The organism is Acinetobacter portensis (assembly GCF_009372215.1).
Classification (GTDB): Bacteria; Pseudomonadota; Gammaproteobacteria; order Pseudomonadales; family Moraxellaceae; genus Acinetobacter; species Acinetobacter portensis.
Window position 1 is genome coordinate 1 of record NZ_LWRV01000082.1, and the last position, 24,708, is coordinate 24,708.

The following is a 24,708-nucleotide window of genomic DNA, read 5'->3' on the forward strand; positions in this document are numbered from 1 at the left end:
CATCGCCAGCTCATTAATTCTAAAACACCCCCTGTCTTATGACAGGGGGTGTTTTTTTATGTATATAAAATTAGAAATATGAAAAATAAGAGATGTTAATGGAGTTATAAATATTAAACTGTTAGTGGTGATTAAGTGGATAGAATTAAAATAATAAGACAAATGTATTGCAAAGATATCAGAATAATTTGATTTTTTATTAACCTCTTACAGCCTTTAAATCTTTCAATTAGTGTACGATTAATTTTTTTGTCCGATACTAAATCTAATTCAAGAAAAGTCTCATCGAGTAGCATAAGAGCTTTATCTTGATCAATATTTTTGAGTTCGGAAAGATGCTTGAAAATATTTAAATCTAATTCTATCCGAATATAAAAATAATGCTGAATTAATAAAATTACAGTCAGAATAATCACTAAACTATAATTTAAAAAATTACTAGGCAAGTTGATGAATATGATTATTGATAAAAATATGCAGAAATAAGAACTTAAACATAAGGTCTTTGCACATTTTAAAAGCTCGCTAATGAGTATAAATTTTAAATCTTGTATACTATTCTTTGTTATCTTTATTTGATTCTAGATTTTGATGAAAGAAAGCAATTTCCTGAATTTGCTCATTACTCAATACAATCCAAGGTCTAGCAGTTTTAATTGTATTTAATGCATCTTCAACTGTATTAAATACCTTTTGTTGAACTAACCAAGCAATTAAAATAGCACTACTTCTTGAATATCCTAAGGCACAGTAAATAAGTAATGCTGAAGAGTCGGATGACCTGATATTGTCGAAAAGTCTATTAAATTCTTGTGTAGTTATATCAAGTTGTTGAGATTGAACTGGTATTAAATCTAATGTCGAATAATGAGTATAGCTATTAAGATGGGTGTTTCTTGGAATTTCGGCACAGCAGTCAAATAATGCATCATAGTTGGTTTGATGCTTTGTACTTGGAAATCTTCCTAAGTAAATTCGAACATTTTTATACTCTATAATAAAAGAATCATCTGGATTCTTTTTTGTCCATAAGCGGCTATTTATAAAAGCAAAAAATGTATATGGAGCAAAAATAATTTTCGCGGCTATTGTTGAATCCCCATTTGTTTGTTTTTGGAATAAATGAACACGGTTTGTTAAATATGCTATAGCAACGATGAGCAAACTTAGGGCTGGATATAGCAACCACAGGATATATCCTTTAAATATGACTGAAAGTATTATTAATAAAGCACTTCCGAGTAAATAAAAGATACCGAGTTTTAAATGCTTATTTGTTTTCTTTTGATTTGATTCAGAAAATGGTGATTGAACACTAATAGGAAATAACCACAAACAGATTACACCTACAATTACACCTGTTGGAATATCAATAAAGTGATGTTGCCATGTTGTCAGCACTGAAATACCAATTAATATAGACCAAAAATCTACAAAATATTTTAAATGACCTTTACTGTGTCTTCTATAAAAATCCCAAAGGATAACTAATAAAACAATGTGTAGAGATGGGGCTTGGTTAAAAGGTTTATCGAATCCCATTAAGATATCAAACCACATTCCAAAAAATCCATGGAGTTCTGGGCGATTCATTGAAAATTTGAGTGGGAATAATAAAAAGCAAGTTATTGAAATAACTTGCGCACAGAATAAACGTAGAGCATGTTGCTTAAGTTCGAACTTGTTCCAACATAATAGTAATGAAAGTCCATAAAAGAGATCTATCGACCAATAAGGAACGATCGTCCAAGGCCATAACGGAATATGTTTTTCCCAGTCAAACATAATGCTTGGAACACTGTTTAAACTTGAAGCGTAGTCATTTGCAAAACCATAAGTTAAAAAGAAAAATGGTGCCAAAAATAGCAGGATAATTAATCCATATTTCCAAGTATTTTTTTCTTTATGATTGATTAGCAAATTAGTTATGGCCATTTAAACGATCGCTCAATTATTTAAATTTTTTTCGCAACTGCAACTGTAAATATTCCAAAATCATCGATACATTGATCGATTTTTTCGAAGCCTGCATTTTCAACAAGTGCATCCATTTCGGCTTGAGAGCGTAGTCGCATTACCCATGCATTACCTTGACGGTGAGAGGTAAGTGCCCGTGCTATAAATTCTTGTTGTGGGTGCCAAATTTGTCCCGTGTAAATAAGGTAACCACCTTTTTCCATTGCTTGGTAAATACCGCTTAGAGATTGTTGTAATAATGAGTTTTCATTAAACAACTCGTATAACCCTGAAACTACAACAACTGTTGGTTTAGGCGTTGTAGAGGCTAAAGAATTTTCATCAAATGCATCGGCTTGAATGAATTTTCCGATGTCTTTTAAACCTCGTTCTTCTATGAGCTTTTGTCCAGCTTCAACATTCAAATCACTGTAATCACGAAGTAAGATTGAATTAGGTTTTTTTTGCAATTGCTGAATTGAATCTAAGATATATCGGCCATGTCCAGCAGCGATATCCATGATTCGAATGGTACGTTTCTGCTCATGAAGTTTATTTATGTATTTAGCAAGTAGGTGTTCAATATTTTGTTTTCTTGCACGGATACCACGCCAACCAATCGCATTAAGATATCGCTGATCGATTAACTTACCTAACGGATGTTTACTCTCTGTTTTATTTCTATAGACGAAATCTAAAGTACTACCAGAGTCATAACCAGTATCTTCACCAATTTTTAGACCTTTTGAAAAACGACTACCAAACTTAAGATTTTGCTTAGTAAGTTCCCAAAATTTATTTTTGATCGAGTTCTTTGGTAGTGGACTACTTAGTTCTTCAGCAATTGCACAACTATGCCCAATTTTATCAGCATCTAATAATTGAGGTGCTACGTATTCTTCTTTAAATGTTTGAAGAATAAAACGACGAATTTTATGTAAGGCGATTTCTCTATTTAACTCACCCAAGGTGTCATGGTAAAAACCTTCAAGAACATGAAACTCTTTATTTGGATGTGGCAATTTTTCATAAAACTCACGTTGTGGTTTTTGGAAAACGACAAAATCATTTCCAGAAGTTAATACTTGAGTTGGCACATAAATATGATATGAATCTTGTACGATACGTTTAGATGCATCATAAAGTCCGAGTAACATTCTTACAGAAATTGCACGAGCAATAAGTGGGTCGGAATCATAAGATGCAGCACGATCTATATCGTGTGTAAGCATCTTAGATTTCACATAGCTTTGGATAAAGAAATTACCTTTGATTTTATTTAGTGCTCTTAATCCTGGTTCTGCAAATGGAACATATAGTTTGATATCAAATGCAGGAGACGCTAAGCATAAAGCACGAATTTTAGGTGCATAATCGTGAACCCATGTCGCAGCTAAAACTGCGCCAACGCTTTGTGCTACGACGGCTATGTTCTCAGTAGTGATACTGTATTTTTCATTAATATGTTGTACAAAATATTGAATATCTTTCACACAAGCTGAAAAGCTAGGTGCATCGCCACGCTCACCTGGTGAGTGACCATGACCACGTGCATCCCATGCAAAAAAGTCATAATCAGGAAGTTGGAGTTCTTCAACTAGATGAGCCATACGACCAGAATGCTCATGACCGCGATGAAATAAGATGATCGCTTTCTTTGGTACTGAATTTGAAGAACTTTCCCAATGTTGATAAAAAATTTCAGTGTTATCAAAACTTGTAAAAGTATTTTTTGAAGTGCTATACATATTTTAAGCCTATAATTTAAATACTATTTTTTATACGGTTGTATGTTGTAAGAATCAAAAGGATACAGATTGCACTGAATAAACCATTAATGGTGTAAGACAAAAGTGCTTCTGATAAATCAAATAAACTACTGAATATTAAAATGATGGTAATTAGACTCGTCCAAAATGCACGATCACTTTTTCCCATTGGCCCATCATAGCGTCGTTCTTTACCTATGAGAGGAGCCATAACTCCCGAATATTCACTTAATATTGATAAAAAAATCATGAATAAGAGGAGTTCAGAATTAATGATGCTAAAAACAATTAAACTGAAAAATAAGGCAGAATCTGAAATAACATCACACAGCTCGTTATAAAATGCACCAAGGTTAGATTGTTGATTAAATTCACGTGCTAACATGCCATCAATTGCATTAAATGCCATGCGAATAAGCATCCAAATTGGATAAATAAGTAAAAAATAATTAACTGAGAATTTGTTGAAATAAAAATAAATAAAGGCGCTAATTCCTAAGGAAGTAAACATTGCTAAAAGCGTAATTTGATTCGCTGTGATTCCTTTACGATATAGAAAATTAACAAAAGGTCGAAGTAAATTTTGAAAGGCTGGTTTTAGTGCATAAATAGATAGCATTATTTTAGAGTTATTTGCTGTTAGTTTGATATTTAAACAAAAAGTGTTTTGAAACACAAGTTTTCTGGATAGTGAGATTAATTTTGCATGTGTTTAGTCATGAAAAACCAAATTTACTAAAAACTTGGTTTTTCATGATGCTTAAAATTGCCTTCTTGCATGTTTAAATGCTGTTCTCAAACCTTCTTCAAGTGTTGGATGGTAGTACGCTTGATCGAGAACATCATCTAAAGTGACTTCTTGATTAATCATCCATGAAAGTAAATGTGCCATATGTTCAGCCGAGTCTACAAAAAGCTCTGCACCTAAAATTTTTCTAGTTGTTTTATCTATATAAACTTCAATCGCACCTTTGTTTTTACCTAGAACAATTGCACGTCCTTGTTTTTCATAAGAAACAAAACCTGTAATGAAATCAATATTTTGCTGTTTTAACTGTTTATAGCTTCGTCCTGCTGTTGCCATTTCAGGTGAACTGAACACTATACTTAATGGTGTGAGTGTTTTAATATTTTTAATCTGTGGATAATTTAAACAGTTATGAACAGCACCTCGACCTTCATTTGCAGCTTCATGTTGAAGTGGGGTGTTGGTCAATGCATCACCTGTAATAAATATAGGAAAATCTGCGAGTTGCTTGGTTTTAGGGTCGACAGGAAGAGTTTTTAAATCGTTGAATGAATCATCAATATTTTCTAAATGAAGCGTATTTAAATAACTACGTCGTCCTGTTGCGACAAGTAAATACTCGACATCTATATTTTGTGGTTGGCTATTTTCAATAAATTGAATATTCACTCCATCTACAGTTTTACTTACAAATTCAGGCAAGACTTCAAACTTAATATTAAATTCTTTACTCAATGTTTGTTGTGCAAGTTTTTGTAGGTTTGGGCTTGTTAAAGCCCCAACCTTCCGACTTCTAGCAAATACAGTTGTATCCACTCCTAAACGATGCATAGCTTGTGCAAGCTCAATAGCAATTACACCGCTACCAATTATAGCTATAGATTTTGGTAATGTTTCTAGCTCAAAAACTTGATCTGATGTAATGAGGCGATCACCTAATTCATCTTTCCATTTTTGTTCAAAGGTTGGGGTAGAACCGACTGCAATAATGAATGATTTAGCCTGATATGTTTGATTATTCATGAAAATTGTATTTTTATTTTTAAATGATGCCTTTCCTGAAATTTTATGTGCATCAGACCAGCTATTTACATCTTTAATTGTGGCTGCTGTAAAACGATCTCGTAGCTGTCTTACATGTGACATCACATTTGATGTATCTATCGTGCTTTTTACTTTTAGCGCAACTTCATCTGCATGTTGAATATCATACATACGATTGGCCGTTGAAATAAGGACTTTACTTGGCATGCAACCGACACGGGCACAGGTTGTATCCCAATGCCCATCATTTACAATGAGGATGTTTTGTGTGTATTTAACAGCTTCTTTATACGCTGCAATGCCTGCCGTTCCAGCACCAATAATAATAATATCGTACATAGTGAATTATAAATTTAAATGAATTTATATTATTCATATCATATTTATAGGCTGAAATTATGCTTATTTGTAAATAAAAAAACGGCAATGAATTGCCGTTTTAGTTTGACTATATTGTTGTACCCATGCTGATGCCAACAGTAGGTTTAAGTTCCATAGAGCTACATCCAAAAAGTGATGCAGAGCAAAGTAGCACAATTAAAAATTTATTCATGGAGTAAGCCTTGTGTTTTTGCTTGATTAAATAATGTACTTGAGCGAGTTCCGCTTCGGCAAACCATTAAAATTGGTTTTGGTAGTTCATTATAATATTTGGCAAATTCCGCAATGTCTGTTTGAGTAATTTTACCGCTCGTGACAGGCTGATAAATTACACTCACATGCTGACGTTCCGCAATTTCTCTTAATTCACTAACTTTAACTTTATTTCCTTCTTCATTGTCTGGTCGGTTCACTACAACAGATTTAAAGCCTTGCTGTAATAATTGACTAAACTTTTCAGAAGACATTTGACCTGAAACACTAAGTGTATTGGTTAATGCTTTACTTAAACTTTCTTCTGCAAAAACTGTCGTGGAGCAGCTTAAAATCAAACAACAAATAAGTCTTTTGAAGACATGATTAGTCATCTAACAAATCCATTTGTTTTGCAAGTTGGAATAAGTTGTTTGAGCGATTACCAGTACGGCAGAACATGAGTACGGGTTTTGGTAATTCGTTATAATGATTTGCAAAAGCACGTACGTCTAATTCAGTAATTTGACCTGCAACAACAGGCTGATGAACATAGTTTAGACCTGCAGTACGAGCAACTTCTTCAATTTGAGCACTTGTTGGTTGATCAGGACCACCTTCCATATCTGGACGATTATTAATAATCGATTTAAAGCCTTTTTCAACAACTTGAGATACATGTTCTGGCGCAATTTGACCTGCAAATCCTACATTTTCACTCATTTCATTACTCCATAAGTTCATCAATACATTTATGCTTTATGATAGCATTATGATGAAAAAGGAACGCATTGTTCTTTCATTTTTATAGATAAGTTTTTATGCATATAGATAATTAAAAAATTGCCATGGAGTGCATATGTTCGCTTATACGGTTGAACCCTTATATGTGAAAAGTGGGCAAGATGTCATTGCTGCAGATTTTTATCATCCTAAAAATATAGAAAAACCACCTGTTATTATTATGGCGCATGGTTTGGCAGCTTTACGTCAGTTTAAGCTCGTTCAATTTGCGAAAAAATTTGCACGAGCAGGTTATGCCGTTGTTTTATTTGATTATCGATATTGGGGCGGAAGTACAGGGCGACCTCGTGAATTGGTGTCTTTAAAAGCCCAGTTAGATGATTGGCGTACCATGATTTCACATTTGAGCGAACGGCAATCTATTGATGCAGAACGCATAGTTTTATGGGGCACAGGTTTAAGTGGCGGCTATGTCTTATCGTTGGCATCATCATTAAAAAATATTAAAGCGGTGATTGCTCAAGTTCCATATGTCGATGGGGCTGCAAGTGTAAAGAATTATCCGTTACAGCAATTATCTAAAGCACTAAAAATATCTACTCAAGATTATATGGGCGCTAAAGTCGGTTTGTTGCCGAAAACCCTTCCAGTTGTAGATACATCAAACTTATGTTTTTTACCGTCAAATGATAGTTATGAAGGATATTTATCTATTCTAAATACGGATTATTTTTGTAGTGGAGAAATTCCTGCACGGGCATTATTTAGTTTAATGCGTTATCGCCCTATACAAATCGTACGAAAAATTTCTGTACCTGCGTTATTTATTGCAGCAGAGCAAGATAGCATTGTTCCTATTGAGTCTAGCCGTGAAACTGCGACAAATATTGCCCCTTATGTCGAATATCATGAGTGGAATATGAAACATTATGATATTTTTCATGGGAAATGGTTTGAAAAAGCAATTTCAACCCAATTAGAATTTCTACAACAGCATTTTGGAGCCTGTTAGATGATTATTGTATGCCCTGAATGTGGTGCGAAAAATCGTGTGCCTGAGGAAAGCTTCTTTCAAAGCCCTTCATGTGGACAATGTCACGATACATTAATTCCGCTAGCACCCATTGAGCTGAATGAGAAAAATTTTAGTAATTTCATCTCAAATAGTGATTTACCTATTTTGATTGATTTGTGGGCAGAATGGTGTGGTCCTTGTAAAATGATGGCACCGCATTTTGCTCAAGTCGCTAAGCATTATCCAAATGTAGTTTTCGCTAAAATAGACACTGAAGCAAACCCTCGACTTAGTGCCGCATTTAATATTCGCAGTATTCCTACATTGGTTTTAATGAATAAAACCAACGAAATTGCTAGAATAAGCGGAGCATTAAGATCGACCGAGTTACAACAGTGGTTAGATCAACAGTTAAATGCCCATAAATAAACTCAATTTGGAGTGAACGTGTCAGATTCTCATGTAAAGCCTGAAGGTACTCTATCCCTTCAAACTATTGCAATGCCAGCAGATACAAACTGGAGTGGCGATGTATTTGGTGGTTGGATTGTGTCGCAAATGGATTTGGCTGGTGCAATTCATGCAGAGCGCTTTAGTAAAGGACGCTGTGCAACCATTTCAATTAATCAAATGACATTCCTTGTACCTGTAAAAGTGGGGGATGTGATTAGTTGTTACACCAAAATTTTAAAGGTGGGTAATACTTCAATTCAAATGCAAATTGAAGTTTGGGATAGTCACGATAGTTCACGTGAAGCAAAACGTGTCACTGAAGGTGTTTTCACTTTTGTTGCTGTAGATGTAAAAGGCAATAAACGTCAAATTCCTGAAGAAGTTAAGTTGAAATATGCTGAATCTCAAAAGTAATAGATATAAAAAATCCCAGATATAAATCTGGGATTTTTTATTTTAAAGATCATTTATTTTTTTAACTGATCTTTAGACACCCAAGCCCATAGCATTTCACATTGAATCGGCTCTTCATTGCTTTCATCTGTAACAGATACAGAGACCAAAGTTTCACCTTTTGCTGTGGTTTGCATAAGCTGCTGTTGCTCAGTCGTTAACGTTGCTACAGCAGTCATTGCACCTTTAGTTGGTCGCTTAAAATCAAGTTTAAAGCTTTTAATCAGCACAATTGCAGTATCTGGAACATTCATTGCGGTGACAAATCCTGTTGCTGTTTCTGCAATAAGTGCCATTGCACAAGCATGAAGTTGCCCAATATGGTTTTGCATGCCTTTGTGATTCGCAAGATGAACCACAACTTTATTGGACTGCATTTCTATATATTGAACTTTTGCTGTGCCAACCATTGGAACAATTCGACCAAAAGCTTTGTTCCACAGTACATTACGAATCTTCTTTGGAAATTTAGACGTCGTTTTAACAAGTTTCGATAAGCGATTGATCTGAGCCATGAATGTCCTTTTTAGGCAGTTTTGCCTTAATCTTTAAAGTTATTGAACTGCAAAGGTACGCCAAATTGTTGCTCTTTTAAGAAAGCCATAATTTGTTGCAAAGTATCGCGTTTTTTATCTGTCACGCGAATTTTGTCACCTTGAATAGAAGATTGCGCTTTAATGCCACTTTCTTTAATGGCTTTATTAATTTTTTTCGCAGTATCTGAGTCAAGACCATCTTTAAGTTTGATCACTTGAATGACATTTTTACCAGATGCCGTCATTTTTTGTGGATCAAGCGCTTGAATATCTACTTTGCGCTTAAAGAAATGATTTTCGAGCATGCTATAAACTTGCTCACATTGGAAATCACTTTCAGTTGAAATTTTGATTTCTTTGTTTTTTTCACTCAATTCAATTTTTACATCTTGTCCACGGAAATCGAAACGTGTCGCAATTTCTTTTTCAGTGTTTTGAACTGCATGATTTACTTCAAAAATCTCTAATTCTGAAACAATATCGAAAGATGGCATATTTTAGACCTTTACAAGTGGAAAGAATATCTGAGATGCTAGGGATGTTTTCTTCATTTGCCAAGTGCTGTTTACATCAAAGGAGTGCGTAATGATCCGTAAACAAGATATTACATCATTTGAGTTTCCAGAAAATTCAATTATCTGGGATGTACGAGATACAAATGCGTTTGCTGAAGCACATGTTAAAGGTGCTGTGAATCAGCCCATTACTAGCTTATCAGTAGATAGTTTAACTCAAGTGTCAGCGGATCAACCCATTTACATTTTATGTGGTGGTGGAAGTAAAGCACCTCGTGCTGCTGAATTATTAGAAGGCTTCGATAGTCAGCGTGAATATGTTGTATTAATGGGGGGTACTCGTGCCGCTCGTGATGCAGGCTTGCCCTTAGAACAAGGTGCATAAATGCAAAATAAAAAGCGCCGAAAGGCGCTTTTTTTGTTGGTCGAGAAGTTTATTTCCACTCCCTAATGGAGAGGGCTAGGGTGAGGGGAAATAATGTTTTTAATATTTCATCCCTCCCAACTTCTCTTTGAAAAAGGGAGTCGCTTTAAAGCTGAGGCTTAAAATAAGGCTTTTTTGCTTTTACTTTCTTTTGAAAACGAGTTGCACTCAATTTTTTGACTAAACTTGAAGGAACAGGACAAGCTTCACCTAAAATTTGAGAAATCAAAATTTCGGTACAAAGTGGCGCAAATAAAAAGCCTTTAGAACCTAAGCCAGCAAAAGTATAAATTTCATCTTTAGGATTCAATTTTCCTAAAAGAGGGAAATAGTCCTGACTTTGTGCTCGAACCGAAGCACGACCTTGCCAAGTTGAAACATCTGCTAATTTTTCCGCATATTCAGGAAATACACTGTGGATAAGATTATAGTTATGAACATGGTCTTCTAATAAAACGTCGTTATCATCTCTATTTGGATAAAATGACGCGCCCAAAATTAAATGTTGAGCATCTAACTGCATGCAATAACCGCCATAGCTCTGTGCTTGATGCATGGCTAATGGTTGATTTTCATTATTAACCCAACTCACTTGACCGCGAATTGGCTTTAAGTTTGGGTAATTTTCAAAGAGTCGTTGGCTATTCCGAGCTGCACAAACAATCACATGATCAAAGTGTTTGATAATTTGATTATCTGACCAAACAGCAACGCCAGTTTCGCTTTGAGCGACTTGAGTAATCTCTGCTTGTTCGAAGCGAATGAGCGGATATTCTAAGATTTGATCACGTAATTGATGTGGTGATACCGCACCCGCATGTAATAGGTTTAAGCTTGAAAATTCAGTGTATAAATCACCTGCATTTTCTTTTTGCGCTTTAAGCACATTTTGAGGATATTGTTCGGCTAAGCAAAGCAAATCATCCGCATTTTTCAAAGCCAATTGATTCACTTGAATTGGTCGAAATGCATCAAACTTTTGGTAATGACGAATTGCATGTTGCCAAGCCAAAGTCATTAAATGTTCTGAACTTTGTTCGATGGGACAAAGTTTTGGATTTAACAATGCAAGTGGATTGCCTGAACCACCAGAAAGAGGCGCTGATTGGTCGTAAATGACAACTTTATGACCTCGTTGAGCAAATGCCCACGCTGAGCTTAAACCTGCTATTCCTGCGCCAATAATCGCAATTTGGCGTTGTTTAAAATGTGATTGAGCTTCTTCTTTGAGTTTTTCTTCTTGGTTAGATAATAATTCAATATTTTTTTCAGATGAATGATTCAAATCTTCGGTTGTTTCAGGTGCTTCCCAAATCGCTTTTAACATTTCACGTTTGTGCTTAAAACCGCGAGGACGTGAAACGGTAATTCCATTTTCCTTTAAACCGCGTTTCAAAACACCCGCAACGCTAAAGGATGAAAAAGTCGTTCCAATATCAGATAAGCGGACAAGATTTTTTAAAACATTTTCTTCCCAAATATCTGGATTGCAAGACGGTGCAAAACCATCTAAAAACCATGCATCTACCGCTTTGGTTTTTTCCATGACAGGGAAAATATCGTGGGCATCGCCCAACCATAAATCTATGGAAAAATGATCTTGAGGAAATGAAAGACGATGGCAACCTGCAATGGGAAGCGGGTATTGTTCAATGAGTTGAGCCGATAAATTGCTTAATTCTGGCCAGACATTTAAAGCACGGATTAAATCTTCTTTGGTGAGTGGAAATTTTTCGACAGAAATAACATGAAGATGACTTTGGTTATTTGGGCGAATTTGTTGCCACAATTGCCATAAAGCAAGAATATTTAAGCCTGTACCAAAACCTGTTTCACCCACACAAAAATATTCAAAATCTTTTAAGTTTTTTAAGCGAACAGGAAGATCATTACCATTTAAAAACACATGGCGAGTTTCTAAAAGACCATTATCTTTTGAAAAATAAATATCACTAAATTGCTTTGAAAAAGGAACATCAATTCCATCTACAGGATGCCAATCGAGATTGGCAGTTTGAATGACATTAGACAAAAAATATGTAACCTTTAATCAAATATTAATTTAAGAATGTAAAAGCTTTACCACTGACGACGACGTTTTGCATATACATAACTTGCAATTAAGAAGCCAAGTAATACGCCAACAGCAAGGGTCGTTGCCCCATACAAAAACATTTGAGCGCTGCGTTCACTTTGTAAAACTTGAACTTGAACGCCTAAATTATCATTTTTCAATTGTAACTCTTGGTTTTGAGTTAAAGCATCTAAATTGGCTTTTTCAAGTTGCTGTAAACGTGTTGCTTGATCACTCACTAAAGCTTTCACTTTCGCTTCGTGTAGCACTTTATTTTTAGCAATTTGTTCAGCAGTCAGCTTTTTATTTTCGATATCTTGAGGCGTATTTCCTACAATAGTATTACGCGCGGTCGTTGGTTTATCCGCAGGAATCGGTTGTAATGGATTTTGTGCGACCGTAACTGCAGGCGTTGGAGTCGGAGCGACCACTGCAGGAGTTGGTTCAACAGCCCAAGCAGCTGAACCTAATAGTGTGAGGCTTAAAACACTAGAAACAACGATACGCATATACCTTATCCTTTAGGAAATGCTTTATTGAAAGGTTTAACGTCAATATGACTATAAACACCTTCTTTCAAGAATGGTTCTTCTGCTAACCAAGCATCAAGTGCTTCACGGCTGTCGAACTCGACAATAATTGTACTACCGTAAAAACCTGCTTGAGGATTACTTGGATCTTTTGGCATAGCGCCAGCCACAATTAAACGACCTTCATCATCTAGTTTTTGTAATCGTTCTACATGTGCAGGACGAGCGGCTAAGCGTTTTTCTACTGTCCCTTCATGATCTGTACAGCTTACGACGAAAAATGGCATGTTTTAATCCGTTTCTTATAGCAAAATAGTTATTCAGAAGATTTAAAGTATTTTCGTAATACAATAAACTGAATAATAATAAAGGAAAACATCACGATCATGTCACCAAATGCGGTGAATTCACCCCAATATTTTCCATTTGCATAAAGAAATGCAAAAAATACATGCAAAAATGACATGACAGCAAACATTGCAGCCCAAGCATAGTTTAAATTTTTCCAACCTTTTTCAGTTAAGTTAAAGACGGGGCCAAATAAACGTTGAATGAGTGGCTTTTTATCTTTAGTGAAAAATGGTGAAAGCAAAAATGCACCAGAGAACACTAAATTCAGTAAAGCTGCTTTTAATTTAATGTAAAAATCATCTGAAAGCATCAAGGTGATGCCACCAAAAATAACCGTCATAAACAATACAATCCATTGTTGTTTATCTAAACGGAACTTTTGAATAAAGAACAAAGCACCGTATACCAACAACATTGAAAAAATTAAGCCTGTGGTTGCAACTAAAATATTATTATTATCTACGCCCCCTGTAGAACCAATAAATTGTAATAGCGGATGCTCAGTATTCTTAGGATCTACAGTTTTATATAAATAAAAGAAAATAATGAGTGGCACAAAGTCTAAAAGTGCTTTCATGTTAGAGTATCTAAATCTGATTAAATAATTGACATAGTATAAGTGATGGAAGGCATAGATTTACATACACATAGTAATATTTCTGATGGAACTTTGTCTCCAGAGCAACTTGTGCATGCAGCCATTGAAAAAGGCATTCACACGCTTGCATTAACAGACCATGACACGATGGATGGTCTGATTTTAGCGGAGCAAGCGGTGAAAGATGCTCAGATTAAGATTATTTCTGGTGTTGAAATATCTAGTCAATGGTCACGTCCTGCGACAAAAAAATCTTATGGTGTTCATGTGGTTGCATTAAATATGCAAAATCCTGCACCTTTACAAGCACTACTTGAGCAACAAAAAAAGATTCGTGCAGAACGTGCTAAACAAATTTGCGATTTGCTAACGCCTCTAATTGGTGAAGATATCTATTTAGATGTTATTGCGAAGGTTGATCATATTCCTGATCGAGTTACACGAACTCACATTGCAAAAGTGTTAGTGGAAAAGAAGTTTGTAAGTCGACCACAACAGGCTTTCGATAAATACATTAAGGAGAGCAAAAAAGCCTACGTAAAATTTGATGGCTTAGGCTTAGCAGAAACTGTAGATATTATTCATCAAAGTGGTGGTTTTGCAGTACTTGCACATCCTACACGCTACGATTTATCTGCAACCAATATTCGTTATTTAATTGAAATATTCGCTAAATTTGGTGGAGATGCTGTAGAACTTCCACCTGCGGTTGAGCCTGCATCAACACGACAAATGGTCGATCGCATGATTGCTGAATTTGGTTTGAAAGTATCCGTCGGAAGTGACTTTCATGGCGAGAATATGCCTTGGATTCGTTTGGGAAATATTCCACGAGTGAAAGAAGGGCAAATGGGTATTTGGGAGAGTTTTGTTTAATTTATATTTCCCTCATCCCAACCTTCTCCCTAAGGGAGAAGGAGTTTCCTCCCTTTATAGGAGATGAGAAACATGGTTTCGTAAGAGGAGAGGTCAAAAAATTTAAAGTAAATTATGATCCATGGCTTGAATAGGCGGTGGTGTAGGTTTGCCTAAAGTACCTAATAATTCAATTTCAATTGTACGAACCATGGCATCTAAAGGTAAATCATTACTTTGCGTACCAAAGGGTTCTTCAATTTCAGAACTTAAAGCATCTAAACCTAAAAAGGTATATGCCAAAATACCCACTAAAAGTGGTGTTGCTAGTCCAAGTGTTGAACCTAAACTAAATGGCAACATAAAACAGAAAAAGTAAACGGTACGGTTTAACAGTACAGAATAAGCAAAAGGTAATGGTGTTGTTGCAATGCGGTCACAACCTGTTTGAACCAAGCTTAGTTCAGTTACATGTGCATTCATTTGCGTATAAATAATATCGGAAATTTCACCATCTTTTAGGGCTTGCATTAGCTCCCATTGAATCAGGCTTAATGTGTATTGAGGAGCATTCACTTGTTGATAAAGTTGGGTCAAAGCTTGCTGACTCATACCACTGGTTTCAACAAGTTCAGTTGGATTTGCTGTTTGATGACGCAAACGATCTCGAAGTACATTTGCAAACACAATCACATGATGAATCACACGTTCGCGACGACCTTGACTGAGCATTCTACAATCACGGTCAAAATGGCGAGCATTGGCTATTAATAACCCCCAAAGTTTACGCGCTTCCCACCAACGGTCATAACAGGCAGAGTTTTTAAAACCTAAGAAAATAGAAAGAACAACACCAATTAAGGTGAAGCCAACAAGCGGTAATTCTGGAAAATTAAAAAAGCCAATATAAGACAGACCACCAATAATGGTCGACAACAGCATCACGACACCCAAAGGCGGAAGAACTTTAGGTAAAATTGTACCTTTCCATGAAAATAGAAGCTTAAATATACTTGCCTGTTCTCGAACAATCATTTATTAGAATCATCACTATTTTGGGTTGATCTTCATGGGTTAAGCGTTATTTGTCAACTTTATTAACAAAAGCTTAACCTTATTTTAGAAGATGCTGTTCAGCAAAAGAAAATGTACCATCGGGCGAAATAATACAATGATCGACTAAGTTGATTTCAACCATTTCGCAGGCTTTTTTAATCTGTTGTGTGAGGCGTAAATCTGCCGAAGAAGGTTGAGCTGAACCAAATGGATGATTATGTGCAATCACAATTGAAGTCGCATGTTGGCTAATGGCAAAACGAAGAAGTTGATTCATGGATATTTCACACGAATTAATCGAACCATAAAATAATTTTTTAAATGAAATTTTTCTTAAATGTGCATCTAGGCATAACACTGCAAACACTTCTTGAGTCTCTCCTAACAGTTCAAATTTCAAAAAATCCATCAGTAATTTTGAGTTGCTGATTTCTAATTTTTCTTGTTTTAAATGTTGTGAAATATAGCGACGACCGAGTTCCTTTACAGCCATCAATTGTGCATATTTGGTATTTCCTATGCCATGAAAGTGTTTTACATCTTCCAAAGATGCATCAAGTAAAGCGGTAATATCACCAAAATGTTGAATTAAGATTCTCGCCAATTCTACAGCGGAATGTTGTTGTGAGCCTGAACGTAAAAATATAGCAAGAAGTTCAGCATCGGATAAGCTTGCCGCACCTTGTTGCATTAACCGTTCACGTGGCCGTTCTTGTTCGGGCCAGTTTTTAATAGAAAAATTCATTGTTTTAAGACTTATTTATTATAAATGTAAGATATTTTCCCAAGTCACATACTTGGGAAAGGTATTATTTAATGATATTGTGAGCGCCACTGCAACAGAAAGGTAAGCTGTTTGTGAGTTTTGACCTGAGTGTAATTCCAAATAAAAATATCATTGTCGCTGTAACAGGCGGTATTGCTGCATATAAAAGTGCGATTTTAGTTCGTCGTTTAAAAGATGCTGGCTTTAATATTCGCGTTGTGATGACCAAAGGTGCACAAGCCTTTATCACGCCACTTACATTTCAAGCTTTATCGGGGAATTCTGTTCATACGGAATTATTAAATCCTGAAGCTGAAGCAGGAATGGGGCATATTGAATTAGCGCGTTGGGCAGATCTTGTCCTTGTTGCACCGGCATCTTGCGATACCTTGGCAAAATTTGCAGCAGGTTTGGCAGATGATTTACTTTCAACTTTATATTTAGCGACCAAAGCACCTGTTTGGGTTGCTCCTGCAATGAATCAGCAAATGTGGGCAGCTAAAGCAACGCAACGAAATTTAAATACGCTTGTTGAAGATGGTGTGCATGTCATTATGCCTGATGCAGGTGCGCAAGCGTGTGGGGATATTGGTTTAGGACGTATGCCTGAGCCTGAGGAACTTGCTTATCAAGTGACTGAATATTTCCATAAAGCGCAACGTACAATTGCTGAAAAATTTGGTCAATTGGCAGGTAAGCATGTGGTGATTACCGCAGGGCCAACACGTGAATCTATTGATCCTGTGCGCTATATTTCAAATCATAGTACAGGGAAAATGGGCTTTTCTTTAGCAGCAGCGTGTTATTCGGCAGGTGCAAAAGTTACGCTTATTGCTGGGCCTGTAAGCTTAGATACGCCAAATGGCGTGCGCCGTATTAATGTTCAATCTGCGGTGCAAATGCTTGATACAAGTATGCAAATGCTAGATGAAGGCTGTGATATTTTTATCGCGACAGCCGCAGTTGCAGACTATAGAGTGGCATCAGTTGCTGAGCATAAAATTAAAAAATCAGGTGATGAACTCAATGTGTCATTGGTTAAAAACCCTGATATTGTGGCAACTATTGCACAGCAAGCGAAACGACCATTTATGGTGGGCTTTGCAGCGGAAACACGCAATGTTGAAGAATATGCCGCAGGGAAATTGGTTGCGAAAAAACTCGATATGATTGCATGTAATGATGTTTCACGAGCCGATATTGGCTTTGCATCAGATCAAAATGCAATGACCGTATTTTTTGCCGATCATTATCAAATGCAAAAACGTGATTTAGAAAAAGCATCTAAGCAGGAAATTTCACAACAATTGGTGGATGCAATTCACGATGCTTTAAATCATACAGCTGAAATTGAAGAAGATTTTTAATTTACAGCGTTTGAAATTTGTTCCATATTAAATGCAGCCTAGGCTGCATTTTTTTTGCAAACTCAAAAGGGAAAGGAATGAACAAATTTATAAAAGTAGGATTATTTAGTGCGACATTTTTAATTTTAGCTACTGCACAGGCAGCAGAACCATTAGAAGATGCAATGAAATCTTTGGCTAAAAACTCTAAAGTATTTGATCAAGCACAAAATGTTGACGTGGCGAATAAAGCATTAGCTGAAATGGCGAATGCAACGCAATTGGCAAAGGAAAATAAGCCCAAAAAATTAAGAAAATTGGCTGAAACAGATGCGAAAGTTATCGCGTACGAAGAAACCTTTAATCGCTTATTTATTGAAATTGAGCATGCACAACATCTTGTACATGAAAATAAATTAGATGAAGCTAAATTGATTTCAGAGAAATTTAATGAAATTAAGAAACAAGGTCATAAAGCGTATCGATTTTAATTTTAAAATATTCAAACATAAAAAAAGACCGCATTATGCGGTCTTTTTTTGCTTAACGCTTATGCATTGCCTTCGGCAGCAGCAGCTTGAGCACGTTTCATATTTTCTTCGAACTCAGCATCAAAATTGATTGGAGTAAGAAGTAATTGAGGGAAACTACCTTTTGTTACCATATCATTTACAGCTTCGCGTAAGAATGGGAACAAAATATTTGGGCAGTATGCACCAAGAATATATGGAAGGCGTTCCTCTTCAACAGCATCAACCAAGAAAATACCAGATTGAGTTACATCAACAATAAAAGCAGTTTCGCCAGCATTTTCTGCTTGAACAATCACTTTTAAAGAAACTTCAAAGTGAGTCTCATCAATTTTTTCAGCAGAAGATGAAAGATTGATGTTTAATTCAGGTTCCCAAGCTTTGGTAAAAACTTGAGCGCCAGGAACTTCAAAAGAAATATCTTTAGTGTAAATACGTTCTAATGCTAATTGTGGTTGAGTTTCTTGTTCACTCATTATTGGATCCTTAATATTTCTAAGTTAATTAAAAATTACGCTACTACTAAGTGGTCTAGTTTCGCTTCACGATCTAAAGCATAAAGCTGGTCAAAACCACCAATAAATTGATCTTCAATAAAAATCTGTGGAACAGTACGATGGTTGGTGCGTTGCATCAACTCAATACGTGCTTCAGCAGGTTCTTGAGATAAATTAATTTCGTTGTATTCGATACCTTTACGTTCTAGAAGTTGTTTTGCACGAACGCAGTAAGGACATGAATTTGTTGAATAAATAGTCACTTTAGCCATTCTATTTTCTCCTGAAACGTAAATTATTTTGCTTTCACAAGTGGTAAGCCTTGAGCTTTCCAATTGCTAACACCACCATCTAAGCGATAAGCATCTGAGTGACCCACTTGTTGTAATGCTGTACCTGCAACTTGACCTAAGTTACAGATAAACACGATTGGGCGTTCTGCTGTTTTTAACTCTTCGATATGGCTTGTAATTTTGCTGTAAGGAATATTACGGCTGCCGCTAATATGACCTTCGCTGAAATCTTTAGCGTCACGTAAATCTACAAGCATTGCATTTTTAGCTTTCACTAAAATGCCTAAAGATTGCGGAGAGATCTTACGACCATTACGTTGACCTTCTAAAACGAAGAACAACACTACCAGTACAGCAAGTGTTCCAAATAAGAGGGGATGATTCCCCATAAACTCGAACCAACGTTCCACAAATCACCTAATTACAATTTAATATTGTCGAAGAGTATAGCCTATAAATATGGCGATCAAAATCGCGTCTTCAAGGGCTGATGTTGAATAAAAATTAATTTTTTTGCTGAGCTTCAGCAATTTCATCAATTAAACGTAAAAAACTGTCTAAACGACGAGGTAAAATTTCACCATTTTGTGCCGCTAAACGCAGTGCACATTGTTTTTCATGTTTATGCGTACAGTTTCTGAATTGGCAATATCCCAAAAGCTTATCAATTTCAGGAAAACCTTCTTGCACTTTGTCTATGTTTAAATGCCATAAACCAAATTCACGAATTCCTGGAGAATCAATGAGCGCAGCACCATCACCAAAGCCAATCAGGCGGGTAGATGTTGTTGTGTGCTGACCAAGCGCAGAGTTTTCAGAAATGATATTGGTCTTTTGGGTTGCATCGGGAACAATAGTATTGATGATTGAGCTTTTACCCACACCCGATTGACCCACAAAAGCAACGGTTTCACCTGCTAATCTTTCCGCAAGTTTAGACACATTATCCATAGACTGCGTAAGCATGATTTCATAGCCTAAATTTTGGTAATCTTTTACCAAATCTAGAATAGGATCATTTTCTTTGAGTAAATCGGTTTTATTCATGACTAATAATGCAGGAATTTTAGCATCTGCACAGGCCACTAAATAACGATCGATTAAACCTGGAGCAGGTTCAGGAAGAGGTGCAAATACAATGACAATTAAACTAATATTTGCCGCAACAGGCTTCACTTTGTGATAACGATCTGGTCGTGTAAGTAAAGATTGACGTGGATGAATGGCAGTAATAATACCTAAACCCGTAATAGGGTCTGCTTGCCATTTTACGCGGTCACCTGTCACCAATAATTCTAAATTGGTACGGGTATGACAACGCCAAACGCTACCCAATTCAATGGGTTTCCAAAAAGGTTCAGGTTCGCCATCTTTAACAATCGGTTTTTCAGGATGTACGTCAGGAGTCGAGAGTGTTTGCACTTCAAGTTGGCGTCCATAATGTTGAACCACCAGACCTTCTAAATCATTTGAAGTATCTAAATCTTCTTGACGTGTTTTATGTTGTTTCTCAATACGACGTTGTTGCTGTTCGGTTAAACGTCGTTTACGAATTAAAGCCATTCATATCCTAAAAAACCTTGAATCTAAGATGGCAAAAATAGCACGAAGAAGGGGGACAATTACAGCTATCATTCAAGAAATTTGCTACTATGTTGTTTTTAAGCCCAATAAGATTGCACATTTATGAGCAGCACTCCTGATACACGCCTCATTTGGATTGACCTTGAAATGACAGGTCTAGATACAGATAACGACGAAATTATTGAAATTGCGACCATTGTGACAGATGATAATTTAAATATTTTGGCAGAAGGTCCTGTGCTTGCTATACATCAGTCTCCAATTAAGCTTAATGCAATGGATGAGTGGAACACTCGCCAACATGGACAATCGGGTTTAATTGAGCGTGTACGTCGTAGTAAGCTCACTGCGCAAGATGCAGAACAGCAAACGCTTGAATTTCTAAAAAAATGGGTAGATCCAAAATCATCTCCGATGTGCGGTAACTCAATTTGCCAAGACCGTCGTTTTATGCACCGTTTAATGCCTGAACTAGAACAATTTTTCCATTATCGCAACCTAGATGTATCTTCTGTAAAAGAATTGGCTAAACGCTGGCGCCCAGAGATTATGGGTGGATTGAAAAAGAATGCATCACATTTAGCAATGGATGATATTCGTGATTCAATTGCAGAACTTAAATATTATCGTGATTATTTCTTTATTATGAATAAAGATTAATACTTGTTATAAGTAATCGAAAAGGGGCGAAAGCCTCTTTTTTATTGGCTGACGCTTAAAATATGCGTATAATTTATACATGTTACAAAAATGATTTACGTTGTTCATTTTTATGAAGATGATGACGTATAAAATTGAATGATGAATTATAACAACGAGTTTTATTATGCAAAGTAATAACCCTATTTTATCTCGTGTTGAAATCCAACATGACTATTCAGCGCCTATGACCATTCAAGGTGCAATTCAAAAGGCAACTCTTCTTACTGTTATTTCAGCAGTCGTTGGTGTTTCATTTTTCTTTTATGTGTTTATGACGGCTAACTTGTCACTTGCATATACAGGGGCAATGGTTGGTGCAATTGGTGGTTTAATTCTTGCGTTAATTGCAACATTTAAACCCAATACGGCTCGTACTTTAGCTATTCCTTATGCATTATTTGAAGGTGCTTTTTTAGGTGGTATTTCTGTTGTTTTCCAATTGAAATATCCAGGTGTTCCTTTACAAGCTTTATTGGCAACATTCGTCACGACTTTAGTGATGTTTGGTTTGTATAAATACGAAATTGTTCGTGCGACTGAAAAATTTAAATCAGTGGTGATGTCTGCATCAATCGCCATTGCCATTGTATTTGTTGTGCAGTTTGTAATGCGTATGGCTTTCGGTTCAAGCATTCCATTCTTGTTTGAAACAAGTCCTCTTGGAATTGGTTTTGCTGCATTTGTTGCAGTCATTGCATCTTTAAATTTAATTTTAGATTTCGATTTAATTGAAAATGGTGCAGCACAAGGCGCGCCAAAATCAATGGAATGGTTATCTGCAATTGCATTATTGGCAACATTGGTTTGGATGTATTATTCATTCTTACGTTTATTGGGCATGCTCAATAGCGATGACTAATTTGCTATAAATAATAAAACGCTCCAAATTTGGGGCGTTTTTTGTATTTAAAATTTATAGAAATGAAAAAAGATGCATTATGCAATTTAGTAATTTATAAATTTTAGGCATTATGTGAACAGATTATATTAAGTGAGAATCTCATGGCACAAGGATTATTAGTAGGTAAACGCTTTCTTATTGCAGGTATTGCAAGCAAATTATCAATTGCATTTGGTATTGCAGAAGCTCTTCATCGTGAAGGTGCAGAGTTAGCATTTACTTACCCGAATGAAAAATTAAAAAAACGTGTAGATGATTTTGCTGCACAATTCGGTTCAACTTTAGTATTTCCTTGTGATGTAGGTGTTGATGCTGAAATTGACAGTGCTTTTGCAGAACTTGCAAAACATTGGGATGGTTTAGATGGTCTTGTGCATTCAATTGGTTTTGCACCTGCACATGCTTTAGATGGCGATTTCACTGATGTAACTGACCGTGATGGTTTTAAAGTTGCTCATGATATTAGCGCATATAGCTTTATTGCGATGGCACGTGCTGCGAAGCCTTTATTGGCTGCGCGTCAAGGTTGCTTATTAACGCTGACGTATCAAGGTTCTGAGCGCGTAATGCCAAACTACAACGTGATGGGAATGGCAAAAGCATCTTTAGAAGCAGGCGTACGTTATTTAGCATCTAGCTTGGGTGCTGAAGGTATTCGTGTAAACGCAATCTCAGCAGGTCCTATCCGTACACTTGCAGCTTCAGGTATTAAATCTTTCCGTAAAATGTTAGACATTAATGAAAAAGTTGCACCGCTTAAACGCAACGTAACGATTGAAGATGTTGGTAATGCTGCATTGTTCTTATGTTCACCTTGGGCAAATGGTATTACTGGTGAAATCTTATATGTAGATGCTGGTTATAATACTGTAGGTATGAGCGCATCTTTAATGGATAGCGAATAAGTCTTTCCATTTTTAAGATGTAAAAAACGGTGCTGATGCACCGTTTTTTATTGCTCATAAAACAAATTTAAGGTTTAAGGTAATTGCTTAATTGGGCTACCACCTAAAGCTTGCATTAAAGTCACATAAGCATTGTATTGGCTTTGCTTTGTTTGCACTAAAGATAAACGTGCTTCACGCGTGGTCTTTTGAGCATCAATTAAGTTTTTCAATGCAATTGCGCCATTTTTATAACGAACTTGAGTTAAATATTCAGTTTTTTCGGCAAGCTGAACATTACGCTCTTGTAAGGCAACTTGTTTATCTAACTCATTACGAGCAGAAAGGGCATTCTCAACATCTGCAAAAGCTTTGTACATGGTTTGACGATATTGAATAATCGACTTTTCATATTCTAGTTCATTTACTTTCAAATCACGTTTCATATCATTCCATTGTAAAAATGGAAGTGATAATCCTGCACCTAAAATTGCAACAGGGTTTGAAAGCACTTGAGATAATGAAGTACTTGTACCACCAGTTACAATGCTACCTGTTAAATTGATAGAAGGGTAGTAGCTTGCTTTGTTGGCATCTTTATTGGCTAAAGCTTTACGTAAGCGTAGTTCAGTTGCTTTTAAATCTGGACGACGTGATAAAAGCTCCGCAGGTAAGCCCGCAGAAATTTTAGGTAGATTAGACTGTGGTAAGTGTTGCGGTTCATTAATATTTAATTGTTGAATAGGTTGATTTAACAAAACAGCCAAAGCTGTACGTGTTTCAACTTTTTGTTGTTCAATTTGGCTTAAGCTTGCTTTTTGACTTTGAACGGCTTGTTCTGCAGAACTTAAATCTAAACCTGAAACAGCACCTGCACGATATTGCACTTTAACCAAATCATAGGTTTTTTGAGTACTTGCTAAGTTTTGCTTTGCAACCGAAAGACGTTCATTTAAATAGCCCAGTTGCCAATAAAGCTGTGCTGTTGTTGCAATTAAGCTTTGTGCTGTTGCTTGTAAATCTTGTTCAGATGCTAAAGCTTCCCAACGCGAAGCTTCGGTTTGATTGGCAAGTTTACCAAACAAATCTAGTTCATAACTCAAGCCAGGGTAGCTAAGTGAAATTCCTTGTGATGAATCTCCATCGCCATCTAAACTAAAGCGATGTCCAATATTTGCACCTGCATTGCCAACGCGAATACCTTGCTGACTTTGAGATTGTTTGGCTTGAATGCGTGCTTGTTGCAAGTTAATCCCTGCAACTGCTAAATCTGTATTAGCCGATAGAACTTTATCGACCAATTGATTGAGTTGAGCATCACCAAACAAAGTCCACCATTGGTCAGCATAAGCATCTGCATAAATTTGTTTGCTGACATTTTTTGAATTTTGAAAGCTAGATGGTGTAGAAATAGTGGGCTGTTCATAGGGTGATTTCACCAGAGCCGCACAACCGACCAATGAACTACCTAGAATTAAAGCACTTGCAAGCTTAGTTAAATGTGTTTGCAT

The 24,708-nt window shown here is 36.2% G+C and carries 29 protein-coding genes; 10 read left to right on the plus strand and 19 right to left on the minus strand.

Features of this window, described 5'->3' with window-relative positions; all coding sequences use genetic code 11:
- Positions 1-555: 555 nt before the first annotated feature.
- The 6 genes from A6M14_RS09775 to A6M14_RS09800 all read right to left on the minus strand — a co-directional run bounded on the left by A6M14_RS09775 (position 556) and on the right by A6M14_RS09800 (position 6,813).
- Positions 556-1,935 (minus strand): phosphatase PAP2/dual specificity phosphatase family protein, encoded by a 1,380-nt coding sequence (locus A6M14_RS09775; protein ID WP_152874758.1) that lies wholly within the window; start codon positions 1,933-1,935, stop codon positions 556-558.
- Positions 1,936-1,955: 20 nt separating this feature from the next.
- Complete coding sequence (locus A6M14_RS09780) at positions 1,956-3,704, minus strand: bifunctional alpha/beta hydrolase/class I SAM-dependent methyltransferase (RefSeq protein ID WP_152874759.1); 1,749 nt, start codon at positions 3,702-3,704, stop codon at positions 1,956-1,958.
- Positions 3,705-3,720: 16 nt separating this feature from the next.
- Positions 3,721-4,344 carry a CDP-alcohol phosphatidyltransferase family protein gene (locus A6M14_RS09785; RefSeq protein ID WP_152874845.1) on the minus strand — a complete coding sequence of 208 codons (624 nt, stop codon included), beginning with the start codon at positions 4,342-4,344 and terminating at the stop codon, positions 3,721-3,723.
- 141 nt (positions 4,345-4,485) lie between these two features.
- Positions 4,486-5,856: a dihydrolipoyl dehydrogenase gene (locus A6M14_RS09790; RefSeq protein WP_152874760.1), complete on the minus strand. Its 1,371-nt coding sequence runs from the start codon at positions 5,854-5,856 to the stop codon at positions 4,486-4,488.
- A 206-nt stretch (positions 5,857-6,062) separates the two neighbouring features.
- On the minus strand, positions 6,063-6,485 hold the full coding sequence (locus A6M14_RS09795) for a protein tyrosine phosphatase family protein (RefSeq protein WP_152874761.1): 423 nt from the start codon (positions 6,483-6,485) through the stop codon (positions 6,063-6,065).
- Positions 6,478-6,813: a protein tyrosine phosphatase family protein gene (locus tag A6M14_RS09800; RefSeq protein ID WP_152874762.1), complete on the minus strand. Its 336-nt coding sequence runs from the start codon at positions 6,811-6,813 to the stop codon at positions 6,478-6,480. Before A6M14_RS09800 ends, A6M14_RS09795 begins: the two co-directional genes overlap by 8 nt.
- A 136-nt stretch (positions 6,814-6,949) precedes the next feature.
- Here A6M14_RS09800 and A6M14_RS09805 point away from each other — a divergent pair, with 136 nt between their 5' ends.
- From A6M14_RS09805 to A6M14_RS09815, 3 genes are all read left to right on the plus strand, one after another.
- Positions 6,950-7,846, plus strand: a complete 897-nt coding sequence (locus A6M14_RS09805) for an alpha/beta hydrolase (protein WP_152874763.1) — start codon at positions 6,950-6,952, stop codon at positions 7,844-7,846.
- Positions 7,847-8,278, plus strand: coding sequence for a thioredoxin TrxC (trxC, locus tag A6M14_RS09810; RefSeq protein WP_152874764.1), 432 nt, complete (start codon positions 7,847-7,849; stop codon positions 8,276-8,278).
- 72 nt (positions 8,279-8,350) lie between these two features.
- Positions 8,351-8,716, plus strand: coding sequence for an acyl-CoA thioesterase (locus tag A6M14_RS09815; RefSeq protein WP_152874846.1), 366 nt, complete (start codon positions 8,351-8,353; stop codon positions 8,714-8,716).
- Positions 8,717-8,769: 53 nt separating this feature from the next.
- On the opposite strand, the gene A6M14_RS09820 is transcribed toward A6M14_RS09815, so the two are convergent.
- Complete coding sequence (locus tag A6M14_RS09820; protein WP_152874765.1) at positions 8,770-9,270, minus strand: DUF4442 domain-containing protein; 501 nt, start codon at positions 9,268-9,270, stop codon at positions 8,770-8,772.
- Positions 9,271-9,296: 26 nt separating this feature from the next.
- Positions 9,297-9,785: a YajQ family cyclic di-GMP-binding protein gene (locus A6M14_RS09825; protein WP_152874766.1), complete on the minus strand. Its 489-nt coding sequence runs from the start codon at positions 9,783-9,785 to the stop codon at positions 9,297-9,299.
- Between the two features lie 91 nt (positions 9,786-9,876).
- On the opposite strand from A6M14_RS09825, the gene A6M14_RS09830 reads away from it, so the two are divergent.
- Positions 9,877-10,191: a rhodanese-like domain-containing protein gene (locus tag A6M14_RS09830; protein ID WP_152874767.1), complete on the plus strand. Its 315-nt coding sequence runs from the start codon at positions 9,877-9,879 to the stop codon at positions 10,189-10,191.
- 145 nt (positions 10,192-10,336) lie between these two features.
- On the opposite strand, the gene mnmC is transcribed toward A6M14_RS09830, so the two are convergent.
- The 4 genes from mnmC to A6M14_RS09850 are packed head-to-tail and all read right to left on the minus strand — an operon-like array spanning position 10,337 to position 13,762.
- Positions 10,337-12,262, minus strand: a complete 1,926-nt coding sequence (gene mnmC / locus A6M14_RS09835; protein WP_152874768.1) for a bifunctional tRNA (5-methylaminomethyl-2-thiouridine)(34)-methyltransferase MnmC2/FAD-dependent 5-carboxymethylaminomethyl-2-thiouridine(34) oxidoreductase MnmC1 — start codon at positions 12,260-12,262, stop codon at positions 10,337-10,339.
- A gap of 47 nt (positions 12,263-12,309) precedes the next feature.
- On the minus strand, positions 12,310-12,813 hold the full coding sequence (locus A6M14_RS09840) for an SH3 domain-containing protein (RefSeq protein WP_152874769.1): 504 nt from the start codon (positions 12,811-12,813) through the stop codon (positions 12,310-12,312).
- A 5-nt stretch (positions 12,814-12,818) separates the two neighbouring features.
- Entirely contained in the window at positions 12,819-13,121 is a 303-nt protein-coding gene (locus tag A6M14_RS09845; protein WP_152874770.1) for a YciI family protein, read from the minus strand.
- A gap of 29 nt (positions 13,122-13,150) precedes the next feature.
- On the minus strand, positions 13,151-13,762 hold the full coding sequence (locus A6M14_RS09850; RefSeq protein WP_152874771.1) for a septation protein IspZ: 612 nt from the start codon (positions 13,760-13,762) through the stop codon (positions 13,151-13,153).
- 45 nt (positions 13,763-13,807) lie between these two features.
- Between A6M14_RS09850 and A6M14_RS09855 the strand changes: the two genes are divergently transcribed.
- Complete coding sequence (locus A6M14_RS09855; protein WP_152874772.1) at positions 13,808-14,659, plus strand: PHP domain-containing protein; 852 nt, start codon at positions 13,808-13,810, stop codon at positions 14,657-14,659.
- 102 nt (positions 14,660-14,761) lie between these two features.
- Here the strand turns inward: A6M14_RS09855 and A6M14_RS09860 are convergent, their stop codons facing one another.
- Together A6M14_RS09860 and radC are read right to left on the minus strand one after the other, a co-directional pair.
- Complete coding sequence (locus A6M14_RS09860; RefSeq protein WP_152874773.1) at positions 14,762-15,673, minus strand: bestrophin family protein; 912 nt, start codon at positions 15,671-15,673, stop codon at positions 14,762-14,764.
- A gap of 79 nt (positions 15,674-15,752) precedes the next feature.
- The gene (gene radC / locus A6M14_RS09865) at positions 15,753-16,439 is read right to left on the minus strand and encodes a RadC family protein (RefSeq protein WP_152874774.1); all 687 of its coding nucleotides are present in this window, start codon (positions 16,437-16,439) and stop codon (positions 15,753-15,755) included.
- 113 nt (positions 16,440-16,552) lie between these two features.
- On the opposite strand from radC, the gene coaBC reads away from it, so the two are divergent.
- Together coaBC and A6M14_RS09875 are read left to right on the plus strand one after the other, a co-directional pair.
- Positions 16,553-17,827: a bifunctional phosphopantothenoylcysteine decarboxylase/phosphopantothenate--cysteine ligase CoaBC gene (gene coaBC, locus A6M14_RS09870; RefSeq protein WP_188110891.1), complete on the plus strand. Its 1,275-nt coding sequence runs from the start codon at positions 16,553-16,555 to the stop codon at positions 17,825-17,827.
- Between the two features lie 77 nt (positions 17,828-17,904).
- Positions 17,905-18,297, plus strand: a complete 393-nt coding sequence (locus A6M14_RS09875) for a cytochrome b562 (RefSeq protein WP_152874776.1) — start codon at positions 17,905-17,907, stop codon at positions 18,295-18,297.
- 59 nt (positions 18,298-18,356) lie between these two features.
- Here A6M14_RS09875 and secB read toward each other — a convergent pair whose 3' ends face one another.
- The 4 genes from secB to rsgA form a co-directional block, all read right to left on the minus strand.
- The gene (secB, locus tag A6M14_RS09880; protein ID WP_152874777.1) at positions 18,357-18,812 is read right to left on the minus strand and encodes a protein-export chaperone SecB; all 456 of its coding nucleotides are present in this window, start codon (positions 18,810-18,812) and stop codon (positions 18,357-18,359) included.
- 35 nt (positions 18,813-18,847) lie between these two features.
- The gene (gene grxC, locus A6M14_RS09885; RefSeq protein ID WP_152874778.1) at positions 18,848-19,105 is read right to left on the minus strand and encodes a glutaredoxin 3; all 258 of its coding nucleotides are present in this window, start codon (positions 19,103-19,105) and stop codon (positions 18,848-18,850) included.
- A gap of 23 nt (positions 19,106-19,128) precedes the next feature.
- A complete protein-coding gene (locus A6M14_RS09890; RefSeq protein WP_188110892.1) occupies positions 19,129-19,536 on the minus strand; it encodes a rhodanese-like domain-containing protein in 408 nt (135 codons plus the stop codon).
- Between the two features lie 94 nt (positions 19,537-19,630).
- Positions 19,631-20,689, minus strand: coding sequence for a ribosome small subunit-dependent GTPase A (gene rsgA / locus A6M14_RS09895; RefSeq protein WP_152874779.1), 1,059 nt, complete (start codon positions 20,687-20,689; stop codon positions 19,631-19,633).
- Between the two features lie 123 nt (positions 20,690-20,812).
- Between rsgA and orn the strand changes: the two genes are divergently transcribed.
- The 3 genes from orn to A6M14_RS09910 all read left to right on the plus strand — a co-directional run bounded on the left by orn (position 20,813) and on the right by A6M14_RS09910 (position 23,218).
- Positions 20,813-21,370, plus strand: a complete 558-nt coding sequence (gene orn / locus A6M14_RS09900; RefSeq protein ID WP_152874780.1) for an oligoribonuclease — start codon at positions 20,813-20,815, stop codon at positions 21,368-21,370.
- 166 nt (positions 21,371-21,536) lie between these two features.
- On the plus strand, positions 21,537-22,271 hold the full coding sequence (locus A6M14_RS09905; protein ID WP_152874781.1) for a Bax inhibitor-1/YccA family protein: 735 nt from the start codon (positions 21,537-21,539) through the stop codon (positions 22,269-22,271).
- Positions 22,272-22,414: 143 nt separating this feature from the next.
- Positions 22,415-23,218, plus strand: a complete 804-nt coding sequence (locus A6M14_RS09910) for an enoyl-ACP reductase FabI (protein ID WP_152874782.1) — start codon at positions 22,415-22,417, stop codon at positions 23,216-23,218.
- A 74-nt stretch (positions 23,219-23,292) separates the two neighbouring features.
- On the opposite strand, the gene A6M14_RS09915 is transcribed toward A6M14_RS09910, so the two are convergent.
- Positions 23,293-24,708, minus strand: a complete 1,416-nt coding sequence (locus A6M14_RS09915; protein ID WP_152874783.1) for an efflux transporter outer membrane subunit — start codon at positions 24,706-24,708, stop codon at positions 23,293-23,295.